The organism is Stutzerimonas sp. C6.4V, from assembly GCF_058536345.1.
Genome location: NZ_JBZUBM010000001.1, coordinates 671,858 through 685,265, shown reverse-complemented (window position 1 = coordinate 685,265; position 13,408 = coordinate 671,858). Strand labels below are relative to the sequence as shown.

At 59.1% G+C, this 13,408-nt stretch carries 9 protein-coding genes and 1 pseudogene; all 10 read right to left on the bottom strand.

What is annotated here, in order from left to right; genetic code table 11:
• Positions 1 to 129 precede the first annotated feature (129 nt).
• Positions 130 to 1,450 (bottom strand): annotated as a pseudogene (tilS, locus tag AC4LFW_RS03235) (tRNA lysidine(34) synthetase TilS).
• A 167-nt stretch (positions 1,451 to 1,617) separates the two neighbouring features.
• The gene (locus AC4LFW_RS03230; RefSeq protein WP_491817755.1) at positions 1,618 to 2,568 is read right to left on the bottom strand and encodes an acetyl-CoA carboxylase carboxyltransferase subunit alpha; all 951 of its coding nucleotides are present in this window, start codon (positions 2,566 to 2,568) and stop codon (positions 1,618 to 1,620) included.
• 179 nt (positions 2,569 to 2,747) lie between these two features.
• On the bottom strand, positions 2,748 to 6,269 hold the full coding sequence (gene dnaE, locus AC4LFW_RS03225) for a DNA polymerase III subunit alpha (protein WP_491817754.1): 3,522 nt from the start codon (positions 6,267 to 6,269) through the stop codon (positions 2,748 to 2,750).
• A 67-nt stretch (positions 6,270 to 6,336) separates the two neighbouring features.
• On the bottom strand, positions 6,337 to 6,960 hold the full coding sequence (rnhB, locus tag AC4LFW_RS03220; RefSeq protein WP_491817752.1) for a ribonuclease HII: 624 nt from the start codon (positions 6,958 to 6,960) through the stop codon (positions 6,337 to 6,339).
• Positions 6,960 to 8,093, bottom strand: coding sequence for a lipid-A-disaccharide synthase (gene lpxB, locus AC4LFW_RS03215; RefSeq protein WP_491817750.1), 1,134 nt, complete (start codon positions 8,091 to 8,093; stop codon positions 6,960 to 6,962). Before lpxB ends, rnhB begins: the two co-directional genes overlap by 1 nt.
• Positions 8,094 to 8,095: 2 nt before the next feature.
• Positions 8,096 to 8,872 carry an acyl-ACP--UDP-N-acetylglucosamine O-acyltransferase gene (gene lpxA / locus AC4LFW_RS03210; RefSeq protein ID WP_491817748.1) on the bottom strand — a complete coding sequence of 259 codons (777 nt, stop codon included), beginning with the start codon at positions 8,870 to 8,872 and terminating at the stop codon, positions 8,096 to 8,098.
• Positions 8,869 to 9,309 (bottom strand): 3-hydroxyacyl-ACP dehydratase FabZ, encoded by a 441-nt coding sequence (fabZ, locus tag AC4LFW_RS03205; RefSeq protein ID WP_491817746.1) that lies wholly within the window; start codon positions 9,307 to 9,309, stop codon positions 8,869 to 8,871. The genes lpxA and fabZ overlap by 4 nt, the downstream gene beginning before the upstream one ends.
• A gap of 96 nt (positions 9,310 to 9,405) precedes the next feature.
• Positions 9,406 to 10,467, bottom strand: a complete 1,062-nt coding sequence (gene lpxD / locus AC4LFW_RS03200) for a UDP-3-O-(3-hydroxymyristoyl)glucosamine N-acyltransferase (protein WP_491820111.1) — start codon at positions 10,465 to 10,467, stop codon at positions 9,406 to 9,408.
• The gene (locus tag AC4LFW_RS03195; RefSeq protein ID WP_484598849.1) at positions 10,464 to 10,967 is read right to left on the bottom strand and encodes an OmpH/Skp family outer membrane protein; all 504 of its coding nucleotides are present in this window, start codon (positions 10,965 to 10,967) and stop codon (positions 10,464 to 10,466) included. The genes lpxD and AC4LFW_RS03195 overlap by 4 nt, the downstream gene beginning before the upstream one ends.
• A 47-nt stretch (positions 10,968 to 11,014) precedes the next feature.
• The gene (bamA, locus tag AC4LFW_RS03190; protein ID WP_491817743.1) at positions 11,015 to 13,381 is read right to left on the bottom strand and encodes an outer membrane protein assembly factor BamA; all 2,367 of its coding nucleotides are present in this window, start codon (positions 13,379 to 13,381) and stop codon (positions 11,015 to 11,017) included.
• Positions 13,382 to 13,408 lie beyond the last annotated feature (27 nt).

Sequence of the window (13,408 nt, the reverse complement as noted above, 5' to 3'; positions counted from 1 at the left end):
GAAGTCTGCGTTAAGCGGCTAGCGCCGCCGGGGGAAAGCGAAGGTGCCATTGCGCCGATAGCGGCAATAGCGCAACTGCCACGGTTTTCGAAGAAAGCCGCAGAAGCTGTATTGAGACGGGAGCGTAGTCTACTCGAAAGACCCCATCAGCTCAAACCTGCCATCCTCCGGCGGGGTCCAGATCAAAGACAGCCCCAGACAATCGAACTGTGGCAGGTTGGCTACCGCAACGAGCGCGTCGTCGAGAAACAGCAAAGGCAGACGCGTGCGGACGAAGCCCGGCACGCCGGTCTCATTGAGAAGCCTCTTGAGATCGCGTCGCCCTCGACCAGGCAGCACCATAACCTCCCCACCACGGCGATAGCGCACCTGCAGCGGCCCCTTGTCAGCGCAACCCACCAGGCGCAGGCAGCCGTTCCCCGGCAGCTGCAGGTCGGTGGCCGGATCCGACCAGTCCACCGCAGCTGTTGGCGTGACCAGCCAGGCGCCAGAAAGCCACCAGATTCGCTCATTCCCTCGATGCAGCTCACCCTTAGCCAGGCGCCAGACCGGTGCGGCATCCAGTGCAGCATCGCGCAACGCCTCCCAACCGGCCCAATGCTCACTGTCTGGAAGCGGCGTCATGCCCGCCAACCAGTGACGCATTGCATTGCGCTGACGCGCAGGACTAAGCGCTTTCAGAGATGGCAGACAGAGACTGGGCACCTTCAGCCATTGATGGTCCCCTCCCAGCCGCGCGGACTGAAGATCGGCATCGGCAAGCTCATCCAGCAAATGCTGCGCCTCGGCCAGATGCCCTGCGGCGCGAACCATGCTGCCCGACGCGCCCGGCCAGCGCTGCCTGATCATCGGCATGACATGGTGACGAAGGTAGTTTCGTGCGTGTTCAATGCTCTGGTTGCTTGGATCCTCTATCCAGGCAAGCCCCTGCTCCCGCGCATAGACCTCAAGCTCGTGGCGACCGACATCCAGCAGTGGCCGAACCAGCCAGCCATCGCCCAGCGGCCGCGCGGCCGGCATGCCAGCAAGCCCGCGTACGCCCGCACCACGAAAAAGACGGAACAGCAGGGTTTCCGCCTGATCGTCACGATGTTGCCCGGTTAACATTACCTCCAAGGAGCCCAGCAGTTCGCTGAACGCGGCATACCGCGCGTTTCGGGCAGCGCGTTCCAGGCTCGGACCTGCCTCGACCTGAACGCGCACGACCTGCAGACTGCACACCCAGCGCGTCGCAGATCGACAGACAGTGCGCCGGCCACTGGTCCGCGACAGGTTGCAAGCCATGATGAACATGGACCGCAGTAATCGGAGGGAGCTGCTCGCGACTGGATAGCCTGGCCAACGCATGCAACAGCACGGTCGAATCGAGTCCGCCGGAGAACGCCACGTGCCAGCGCGGCGCCCTACGCCAGGATTGCAATACGTCGAACAGGCGAGACTCGAGTGACATCGTTGGGAGCTCAGGAAATGCAGACATCAGCATAAACCGGGACAGGCCAGGCGCCAGCAGCGATTCCACCCCGTGTACGAAGCGGGCGGGCACCCGTAGCGACCATTCTCAAGACACAAAAAAAAACGGCGGGAGGCCCGCCGTTCCTGTTGCTCGCCCGGAGATGATCAGGCGATACCGTAGCTCATCAGCCGCTCATAGCGCCGCGCCAGCAAAGCATCGGTATCGAGCCCTTTGAGCATCTCGAGCTGCGCGGTCAGCTCTTCGCGCATTGAGGCAGCGGTTGCCGCGGGATTGCGGTGGGCCCCACCCAGCGGCTCGGAGATGACCTTATCGACGATCCCCAGATTCTTCAGCCGCTCGGCAGTCACACCCATGGCCTCGGCTGCTTCGGGTGCCTTGTCGGCGGTGCGCCAGAGAATCGAGGCGCAGCCTTCAGGCGAGATCACAGCGTAGGTGGAGTACTGCAACATGTTCAGCTGGTCACAGACACCGATGGCCAGCGCTCCGCCCGAACCCCCTTCGCCGATCACGGTGGCAATGATGGGGGTCTTCAGGCGCGCCATCACGCGCAGGTTCCAGGCAATGGCTTCGCTCTGGTTGCGCTCTTCGGCGTCAATACCGGGATAGGCGCCAGGTGTGTCAATGAAGGTAAGAATCGGCATCTTGAACCGCTCAGCCATTTCCATCAGGCGGCAGGCCTTGCGATAACCCTCGGGACGCGGCATACCGAAGTTGCGACGCACCTTCTCGCGGACCTCCCGACCCTTCTGGTGACCGATGACCATCACCGGTTCACCGTTCAGCCGGGCGGTACCGCCAACGATCGCAGCGTCATCGGAAAAATGGCGATCACCGTGCAGCTCTTCGAACTCGGTGAACAGATGGCTGATGTAGTCCAGCGTATATGGTCGCTGAGGGTGGCGAGCCAAGCGCGCAATCTGCCAGCTGGTCAAGTTGCCGAAGATGCTCTCGGTGAGCGACTCGCTCTTATCCTTGAGGCGGGCGATCTCATCGCCGATGTTCAGCGAGTTGTCGTTACCAACCAGGCGCAATTCTTCGATCTTGGCTTGCAGGTCGGCGATCGGCTGTTCGAAATCGAGAAAATTCGGGTTCATAGGCATCCGTCATGCGTCGACGGCCAGGCGGCCGGGAGCTGTTCCGTTTTTTGCGCCCTACCTTACGGGACGGACGCATTCAGGTCGAACAAAATGTTCAGATCAGACCCGATCCACGATCGGGCCGATTCGGAACGTAATCTGGATCACACGGCATCCCGCAGATCCGCCACGTCCCGCTATCGGTATTGCAGAAAGACGTTGTCGCGGCCGAACTGGTCACGCAACGCCTGAATCAAGTTGTCGGCAGGGTCGATTCGCCAGCTTTCGCCGAACTGCAACAGAGCCCTAGCGTCAGCGCCAGTGTATTCCAGCGTGATCGGGCATGCGCCACGATGCCGACCACAGACATCAGCCAGCCAGCGTACCCGGTCGCCCTTTAGCGCATCACTGGCAACCTTCACCCTCAGGCTCTCTGCCAGCCCCGTGCGCGCTTCCTCCAGGCTCATCACTCGCTTGGCTCGCAGGCGCAGGCCGCCCGAGAAGTCATCATTGCTCACCTCGCCCTCGACAACCACCAGAGCATCGGTCTGCAACAGGGCCTGGGCACTGTTGAAGGCTTCGGCAAATAGCGAGGCCTCGATGCGCCCCGAACGGTCATCAAGCGTAATGAAGCCCATCTTGTCGCCTTTCTTGTTTTTCATTACCCGCAGGTTGACGATCAGGCCAGCAATGGTCTGTTCGCCACGAGCAGGGCGCAGGTCGATGATCCGCTGGCGGGCGAAGCGGCGTACCTCACCCTCGTACTCGTCGATCGGATGACCTGTGAGATACAGCCCCAGCGTGTCCTTTTCCCCTTTCAGGCGCTCCTTCAAGGACAACTCGCGGGCTTTACGATGGTTGGCATAAACGTCCGCCTCCGGCTCGGCGAACAGTCCACCGAACAGGTCCGCATGGCCACTGTCCAGACTACGCGCCGTCTGTTCGGCGGCCTGGATGGCTTCTTCCATTGCCGACAGCAGCACCGCACGGTTACGGTCGATGTTGGCCTGGTAGGCCTTGGGCTCATCGGAGAAGTAAGGTCCCAGGCGGTCCAGCGCGCCGCCTCGGATCAACGCTTCAAGGGTGCGCTTGTTGATGCGTTTCAGATCCACTCGGCCGCAGAAATCAAACAGGTCCTTGAACGGTCCGCCCTCATTGCGGCATTCACAGATGGCCTCCACCGGCCCTTCGCCCACGCCCTTGATGGCACCGAGACCGTAGATGATCCGGCCTTCGTCGTTGACCGTGAACTTGAATTCGGAATTGTTCACATCCGGCGCGTCGATGCGCAGCTTCATGCTGCGGCACTCTTCGATCAGCGTGACCACCTTGTCTGTGTTGTGCATATCCGCAGACAGCACGGCGGCCATGAAGGGGGATGGATGATGTGCCTTGAGCCATGCAGTCTGGTACGAGACCAGGCCATAGGCCGCCGAGTGCGACTTGTTGAAGCCATAACCCGCGAATTTTTCCACCAGGTCAAAGATGTTGCCCGCAAGATCCGCATCAATGCCGTTGCTGGCACAGCCCTCGATGAAGCCACCGCGTTGCTTGGCCATTTCCTCCGGCTTTTTCTTACCCATGGCGCGGCGCAGCATGTCCGCCTGGCCGAGGGTATAGCCGCCCATGACCTGGGCGATCTGCATCACTTGTTCCTGGTACAGGATGATGCCGTAGGTCGGAGCGAGCACTGGCTTGAGGCCTTCGTACTGGTAGTCCGAGTGCGGGTAGGAAATTTCCGCGCGGCCGTGCTTACGGTTGATGAAGTCGTCCACCATGCCCGACTGCAACGGGCCCGGACGGAACAGCGCCACGAGGGCGATCAGGTCTTCCAGGCAGTCCGGCTTGAGCTTCTTGATCAGCTCTTTCATGCCGCGGGATTCAAGCTGGAACACCGCCGTGGTTTCGGCCTTTTGCAGCAGCGAGAAGGTCGGCTTGTCATCCAATGGGATGAAGTCGATATTCAGCGGTTCCAGGCCCTTCTTGGCCTGCTCCCGATTGATCGTCTCCATCGCCCACTTGATGATGGTCAGGGTACGCAGACCGAGGAAGTCGAACTTGACCAGACCGGCCTGTTCGACGTCGTCCTTGTCGAACTGGGTCACCAGGCTGCCGCCCTCGTCATCGCAGGCGATCGGAGCGAAGTCCGTGAGCTTGGTGGGCGCAATCACCACGCCACCGGCATGCTTGCCGGTGCCTCGGGTGATGCCTTCGAGCTTGAGCGCCATCTCCCAGATTTCACGGGCATCTTCATCTACGGCCAGGAAGTCGCGCAGCGGCTCCTCCATCTCGTAGGCTTTTTCGAGTGTCATGCCGACCTCGAAGGGAATCATCTTCGAGAGGCGATCGGCCAGTCCGTAGGACTTGCCCTGAACCCGCGCCACATCGCGCACCACGGCCTTGGCCGCCATGGTGCCAAAGGTGATGATCTGACTGACCGCGTTGCGGCCATATTTTTCCGCAACGTAATCGATGACCCGGTCACGACCGTCCATGCAAAAGTCGACGTCGAAGTCGGGCATGGATACCCGTTCAGGATTGAGGAATCGCTCGAACAGCAGATCGTAGGCCAGCGGATCCAGGTCGGTGATCTTCTGCACGTAGGCGACCAGCGAACCTGCACCCGATCCCCGGCCAGGCCCCACCGGCACGCCGTTGTTCTTCGCCCACTGGATGAAGTCCATGACGATCAGGAAATAACCGGGGAAACCCATCTGGATGATGATGTCGAGCTCAAAATTGAGCCGGTCGACGTAGACCTGCTTCTTCGCCTCGTAGTCCGGCGTATCCTTGGGCAAGAGCACTTGGAGGCGCTCTTCGAGGCCGTCGAACGAGACCTTGCGAAAGTACTCATCCATGGTCATCCCGTCCGGCACCGGGAAGTCCGGGAGGAAGTAGGTGCCGAGCTGCACCTCGATGTTGCATCGCTTGGCGATTTCGACGGTGTTTTCCAGCGCCTCGGGAAGATCACTGAACAGTGCCCACATCTCTTCGGGCGTTTTCAGGTACTGCTGGTCGGAGTAGTTGCGCGGTCGCCGTGAATCATCGAGGGTACGGCTCTCACCGATACAGACACGTGTTTCGTGTGCTTCAAAATCTTCCTGCCTGAGGAATCGAACGTCGTTCGTGGCGACCAGTGGCACCCCGCAGCGTTGTGACAGAGCCACGGCGGCATGCAAATGCTCTTCGTCATTGACGCGGCTGGTGCGCTGTATTTCCAAGTAGAAGCGTTGCGGGAAGACCGCCTGCCATTCGGCCGCTAGTGCCTCGGCCAGCGCATCCTCACCATCAAGCAACGCATGACCGATCTCCCCCTCCTTGGCGCCGGAGAGTGCGATCAAACCCTCCGCGCCAGCCTTGACCCAGTCTCGCTCGATGATGATCTGATCGTTGCGCTGCCCCTCGGTCCAGCCGCGCGAGACCAGCTCGGTAAGGTTGCGATAACCCTTGGCATTCATCGCCAGCAGTGTCAGGCGGGTGAGCGGACCATCCTCATCACGGCCGGCCAACCAGATATCGGCACCACAGATCGGCTTGATACCGGCCCCCTGGGCCGCTTTGTAGAACTTGACCAGCGAACACATGTTGCTCTGGTCCGTCACGGCTACAGCCGGCATGCCGGCGCCTGCCACCGTCTTGACCAGCGGCTTGACGCGAACCAGCCCATCGACGAGGGAGTATTCGGTGTGCAAACGGAGATGGACAAAAGAAACGGGCATGGCGGGACCTGGGACTGGCGGAACGACGGGGCAGGATTGTAGCGGAATAAGTGAGGAGCTGAAGACCTCAGGCTTCAAGCTCAAAACCTTCAGCTGCTTGCTCGAGCAGGACACGCACCGGCGCGAAGGAACGACGGTGGATGATGGTCGGACCCAGTCGACGCAAGGCTTCAAGGTGGGCAGGCGTCGGATAGCCTTTGTGACCTGACAGCCCGTAACCGGGGTAGCAGAGATCCAGAGCACACATTTCACGGTCTCGACTGACCTTGGCCAGAATCGAGGCGGCAGCAATGGCGGGGACCTGACCATCACCCTGGATCACCGGCGCACTCGGAACCGATAGCTTGGGACAGCGGTTGCCGTCGATCAGCGCCATCCGCGGCGTTACGCTCAAGCCTTCGACTGCCCGCTGCATCGCCAGCATGGTGGCATGAAGAATGTTAAGCCGATCTATTTCGTCAACTTCTGCTCGGGCAATGCACCAGGCCAGCGCCTTTTCACAGATCTCGTCAAACAGCGCTTCGCGCCGTGCTTCAGTCAGCTTCTTCGAGTCGTTGAGGCCCTTGATCGGGCGCCTGGGATCGAGAATGACCGCCGCGGTCACCACCGGCCCGCAGAGAGGGCCCCGCCCCACCTCATCCACCCCCGCCACCAGGTCTTCGACCAGTTTGAAATCCAGCCCGATTTGCATCATTGCGTCCCAGCAAGCTCAAGCACGGCAGCGGCCGCCTGGGTGGACGCATCGCAACGAAGCGTGCGGTGAATGGCGTCAAACCCCTCCGTCTGGACATCACCATTATCCAGCAGGGAGGACAGTCGCTGCGCCATCGCGTCTGGCGTCGCAGCATCCTGAAGCAGTTCCGGCACCAGCTGCCGTTGAGCGAGCAAGTTGGGCAAGGCCACGTATGGGCTTTTGACCATGCTTCGGAGAATACGGAAGGTCAGCGGTGCGACGCTATAGGCGACCACCATGGGCCGTTTGTACAACAGCGCTTCGAGGGTCGCCGTACCGGACGCGATCAATACCGCGTTACATGCCGCCAACGCTTCATGCGAATGGCCGTCAAGCAAGGTCAATGGCAGATCTCGACCCGCCAGCATTTGTTCCAGCTGAAGCCGGCGCTCTGGAGTGGCACAGGGCAACACGAAGCGGATACCCAGTCGCATGGAGCGAAGTCGATCAGCCGCATCGAGAAACAGGGGCCCCAGCCGCGCAACCTCCCCACCCCGACTGCCAGGCATCAAAGCCACGATCAACCCGGTCTGAGGCAGACCCAGCGCCTGGCGCGCAGCAGCTCGGTCAGTCGTCAGCGCAATGGTATCGGCCAACGGATGCCCCACAAAACGCACCTTTACCTGATGTTCGTCGTAGAACTTCGCCTCGAATGGGAACAGCGTCAACATGAGGTCACAGGCGTCGCGGATCTTCAGGACACGCTTCTGTCGCCACGCCCACACCGAGGGACTGACGTAATGTACGGTCTTGATTCCGGCGCGACGCAGCTTGTGCGCCAGATCGAGGTTGAAGTCCGGTGCATCAATGCCAACAAACACGTCGGGGCGCACCTCGAGCAGCGTACGCACCAGGCGCTTACGGCGAGCCAGCAACTCCGGCAAGCGTCCGAGCACCTCGACCAGCCCCATGACGGCGAGGCGTTCGAGGGGAAAGTAGGATTTGAGCCCCAGGGCCTCCATTCGCGGACCACCCACGCCAACGAATTCGACATCCGGCCTCTGGGCTCTGATGGCCTGCATCAGCCCCGCACCCAGGATATCGCCGGACGCCTCGCCAGCTACCAGTGCAACCGTCAATGGCCTGGACATGATCAGCGGGTGATGCCGCGGTTGGACGCCTGTATCGAGTCGCGAAACAGAGCGACCTCGGTGAAGATCCTTGCGTCGTCGGCCAATTCGGCAAGCGCCACGTCAACGGTCAATCCCCGGCGATACACGACCTTGTATGCGTTACGCAGTGCCATGATCGCCTCGGCACTGAACCCGCGCCGGCGCATACCTTCGAAGTTCATGCCGCGTGCCTCGGCCGGATTGCCAAATACCGTGACGAATGCAGGAACGTCCTTGCCAATTGCAGTCCCCATTCCGGAGAAACTGTAAGCGCCGATATGACAATACTGATGGACCAGCGTATAGCCGGACAGTATGGCCCAATCACCAACATGCACATGCCCGGCCAGAGCAGTGTTATTGACGAGGATGCAGTGATTGGCGATAACGCTGTCGTGGCCGATATGGGCATACGCCATGATCAGGTTGTGGTCGCCAATGGTGGTTTCACTTCGATCCTGTACGGTACCCCGATGGATTGTCACGCCTTCGCGGATAACGTTGTGATCTCCAATGACCAGCCGAGTCGGCTCGCCCTTGTACTTGAGATCCGGCGTGTCCTCGCCGACCGAGGAAAACTGAAAAATGCGGTTATGACGACCGATGCGCGTCGGCCCCTTGAGGACCACGTGGGAGGCGATCACTGTTCCCTCGCCTATTTCGACGTCCGGGCCGATGATCGACCATGGCCCGACCTGAACGTTATCAGCCAGTCGGGCAGCCGGATCGACGATCGCACGAGGGTCGATCAAACTCATATCTTCTGTTCCGCACAGATGATTTCTGCCGAGCAGACCGTCTTGCCGTCGACGCTGGCGCGACAGTCGAATTTCCAGATTCCGCGCTTGGCACTGATGAAGGAAGCCTCGAGAATCAGCTGATCACCTGGCACTACCGGCTGCCGGAAACGCAACTTGTCTGACCCGACAAAATAATAGAGCGTACCGTCGGCTGGCTTGACTCCCATCATCTTGAAACCGAGCAGCCCGGCAGCCTGGGCCATGGCTTCGATAATAAGAACGCCGGGCATGATGGGATGCTGCGGAAAGTGCCCGTTGAAAAAAGGCTCGTTGATGGTGACATTCTTATAGGCGCGAACCCGCTTGACTTCTATATCAAGCTCCACCACCCGATCAACCAGCAAGAACGGGTAACGGTGAGGAAGGTATTCGCGAATCTCGTTGATATCCATCATGGGATGAAAAAGCCTGTAATGAGTAGGAAGTGCTGGCACGCCATCAAAGCGGCAACTCGCCGGTCATGATGACCGGCGAGTAATCAGACGATAAGGTCAGGCATCTGAAGACGAATCCCCGCTCGAGGTCACGGCGGACAGGCGTTTTTCTACGCTCTGCAGGCGACGCGCCATGTCGTCAAGATGACGAATGCGAGCAGCGCTCTTGCGCCACTCGGAGGCTGGTTGCATGGCGGTGCCCGACGAATAACTACCGGGCTCCGTGATGGACCGGGTAACCATGGTCATCCCGGTAATGAATACGTTATCGCACACCTCGATATGCCCAACGAGCCCAACCCCCCCGGCGATCATGCAGTTGCGCCCGATCTTGGTGCTCCCGGAGATGCCCGTACAGCCAGCCATCGCCGTGTTGTCACCGATCTGCACGTTGTGGGCAATCATGATCTGGTTGTCCAGTTTCACGCCGTTTCCAATCAAGGTGTCGGAAAGTGCGCCCCGATCGATGGTGGTGTTCGCACCAATTTCCACATCATCACCGATACGCACCCCGCCTAGCTGGGCAATCTTCTCCCAGCTGCCTTGCTGATTGGCAAAACCGAATCCTTCGCCACCGATCACCGCGCCCGGCTGAATCACTACGCGCTCGCCTATCCAGACGTCGTGACAGAGGGTCACACGTGGCGAAAGGCGTCCGCCTGCACCAATCCGGCTGCGAGCCCCGACATAACATTGAGCACCAACGATTACATCAGGACCAATCCACGCCCCTGCCTCGATTACCGACTGAGCGCCGATAGTGGCCGAAGGATCAACATCAGCGCTGGCATCTACGATAGCGCTGGGGTGGACACCGGCAGCGGGCCGGGGTCTCGTTTCGAAGACGTGAGATATCTGCGCATAGGCAAGGTACGGATTGGCAACAATGAGCGCAGTGCCAGCGTAGTCTTCGGCATCTTTCTGGGTAAGCAGAACGGCGCCGGCGCGCGTGCTCTGGAGAAACTTGCGGTACTGGGCGTTGGCCAAGAAGGTCAGCTGGTCTGGGCCCGCGTCCTGCAGCGTTGCCAGGCCTGATACCCGCTGGCCTGCTTCGCCTCGCAAGGTGGCACCTAGCCGCTCAGCCAGGTCACCAAGGGTATAAGACACCTGCTCCATCAGCGCAGCTGATTCATGCGCTCGATGACCTGGCGAGTGATGTCGTACTGCGGCTTGACATCAACTACCGCACCGCGCTCGAGCACCAGATCGTAGTCGCCTTTCTTGATGACTTCTTCTACAGCCTTGTCGAGCTTCGGCTTGAGTTGCTTGAGCATGTCCCGGTCAGCGGAAGCCTTGGATTCGTTCAGCTCCTTTGACAAGAACTGGAAGTCACGTGCTTTTTGCTTGAATTCGAGCTCTAGACGCTCACGCTCGGCTTGCTGCATCTTATCACCGTCCTTGCCCAGGCGGTCCTGGATACGCTTGGCATCACTTTCCAGCCCCTTGAGTTTTTCCAGCTGCGGGCCGAATTTCTTTTCTGCGTCAACCGAGTAGCGTTTGGCAGCGTCAGATTCAAGCAAAGCCATCTGATAATTCATAACTGCGATTTTCATTTCCGCGAATGCGGGGGTCGCCACTAGAGCAGCGGCAACAACAAGCAGTTGGGTCAACTTACGCACGGTAAATACCACTCTTCATGAATGCGCTGGAGCAAGGCTCCAGATGATTAAAAGGTTTGGCCAAGCGAGAACTGGAATACCTGGGTATCAGCATCGTCCGGCTTCATTACTGGCATGGCCAAGCTGAAGCTCAAGGGTCCCATGGCCGTAATCCAGGTAAGGCCCACACCAACCGAGCTGGCCATGTCGCCGATATCTATGTCACTGCACTTGGCTGAGTCCGATGGGCAGTTCGTATCGTAGACGTTACCGACGTCCCAGAACACCGAAGTCCGCAACGAACGTTGATCCTTGACGAACGGCATGGGGAAAAGCACTTCGACGCCGCCCTGGATCAGCACGTTTCCGCCGAATGGAAGCGCATCTTGGTCCGGGTCAGCAATAGTTCCGGGCCTTCCGCCAGGATTACCCTCTCCCCGGCTAGGAGTACTGCGCGGACCGAGACTACTGTCTTCGAACCCACGAACCGAATTAAAGCCGCCGGCGTAGTAATGCTCATAGAACGGCAAGCGGGACGTCGAGCCATATGCATCGCCATAACCCAACTGGGTATGCAAGCGCATGGTGTAAGTTTGGGTCACTGGCAGGAACAACTGGGCGTTGTAATCCAGCTTGTAGAAGGATAAATCGCTGCCTGGAATGGTTGTTTCAAGGGAAAGGCTTTGCGAATGTCCCCGAGTTGCCAGAACGCCGCGGTTCAAAGTCGACTCAGACCACCCCACGGACGCCTTGAAATTGAGATAACTGTCGCCTTCTGCCTCCATGAAATCGAAGATTTCGTCGACCGTGTAACGGCCTGTATCAATCGTGTCTTGTTGTGCAGATAGACCAAACGACAACCGCGAAGTCTCGCTGATCGGATAGCCGATATTCACACCACCGCCCAAGCTGTCGACCGAGTAGCTGGAAACGTCGTAGTCCAGCTCGTCGTAATCGGTGGTTCGATAGAAGGCGTTATAGCCGAGGCTGACGCCGTCTTCGGTCCAGTAGGGGTCGACGAAACCGAAGTTGTAGCGCGACTGGTATTCGCTGCGCGTCAGTCCCAGGCTGACCCGGTTGCCGGTACCAAGGAAGTTATTCTGACTGATCGATCCACCGAGGATCAGGCCGGCGTTCTGGGCAAAACCGATACTCGCCATGATCGAACCAGAAGGCTGTTCTTCGACGCTATAGTTCACATCGATCTGGTCGTCGGTGCCCGGGACCTGTGGCGTTTCGACGTTAACTTCCTTGAAAAACCCCAACCGCTCGAGGCGCGTCTTGGACTGATCGATCAGGTAGGTCGACGCCCAGCCGCCTTCCATCTGGCGCATTTCGCGACGAAGCACTTCATCCTCAGTCTTGGTGTTGCCGCGGAAATTAATGCGATTTACGTAGGCGCGCTTGCCAGGATCAACAACGAAGGTGATCGAGACAGTATTGTTTTCATCGTTGGTTTCGGGCACGCCGTTGACGTTGGCGAAGGTATAACCCTCATTACCCAGGCGTCGCGTGATCAGCTCCGACGTGGTGGTCATGACTTTTCGCGAAAAAACCTGACCTCCCTTCGCCAGCAGCAGCGATTGCAGCTCTTCCTGCGGAACCTTGAGATCCCCGCTCAGCTTGACATCACTGACCGTGTAACGATCCCCTTCGGCAATGTTGACCGTAACATAGACGTCTTTCTTGTCCGGGGTAATGGAGACCTGGGTGGAGGTGATGTCCATGTTGATATAACCGCGATCCAGATAGTAGGAACGCAGGCGTTCAAGGTCGCCTGAGAGCTTTTCCCGGGCGTACTTGTCATCATTGCGGAAGAACGACAGCCAGTTGCTGGTCTTGAGTTCGAATAGATCAGTCAGATCTTCATCGGGGAAGACTGAATTTCCCACGACATTGATGTGCTTGATCGCAGCAACCGACCCTTCGTTGATATCTATCTTCAGGGCGACGCGGTTACGCGGCTGTGGCACCACTTCTGTCTCGATGGTGGCCGAATAACGTCCCTGGGCAACATACTGCCGCTGCAACTCGTTGCGCACACCTTCAAGGGTGGCCTGCTGGAATATTTCGCCCTCGGCAAGGCCGGACTGTTGCAGACCGGAAAGCAGATCTTCGGTCTTGATCGCCTTGTTGCCATCGATTTCGATGCCTGAGATCGAGGGGCGCTCGACAACGTTGATCACCAGCACGTCACCTTCACGACCGAGCTGAATGTCTTCGAAAAAACCCGTACGGAACAGAGCGCGGGTAGCATCGACCAGGCGACTGTCATCGGCAGCCTGGCCCACGTTCAACGGCAGCGCACCGAAAACACTGCCAGCAGAGACACGCTGCAGACCGTTGACACGTATATCGGAGATGGTGAAGGACTCGGCGTGAACTTCGGCAATCATCAGTGCGGAAATAACCGCAGGTAGCAGCAGACGTTTCATGAAGTCCTTTCTTTTCAAACCTGATAA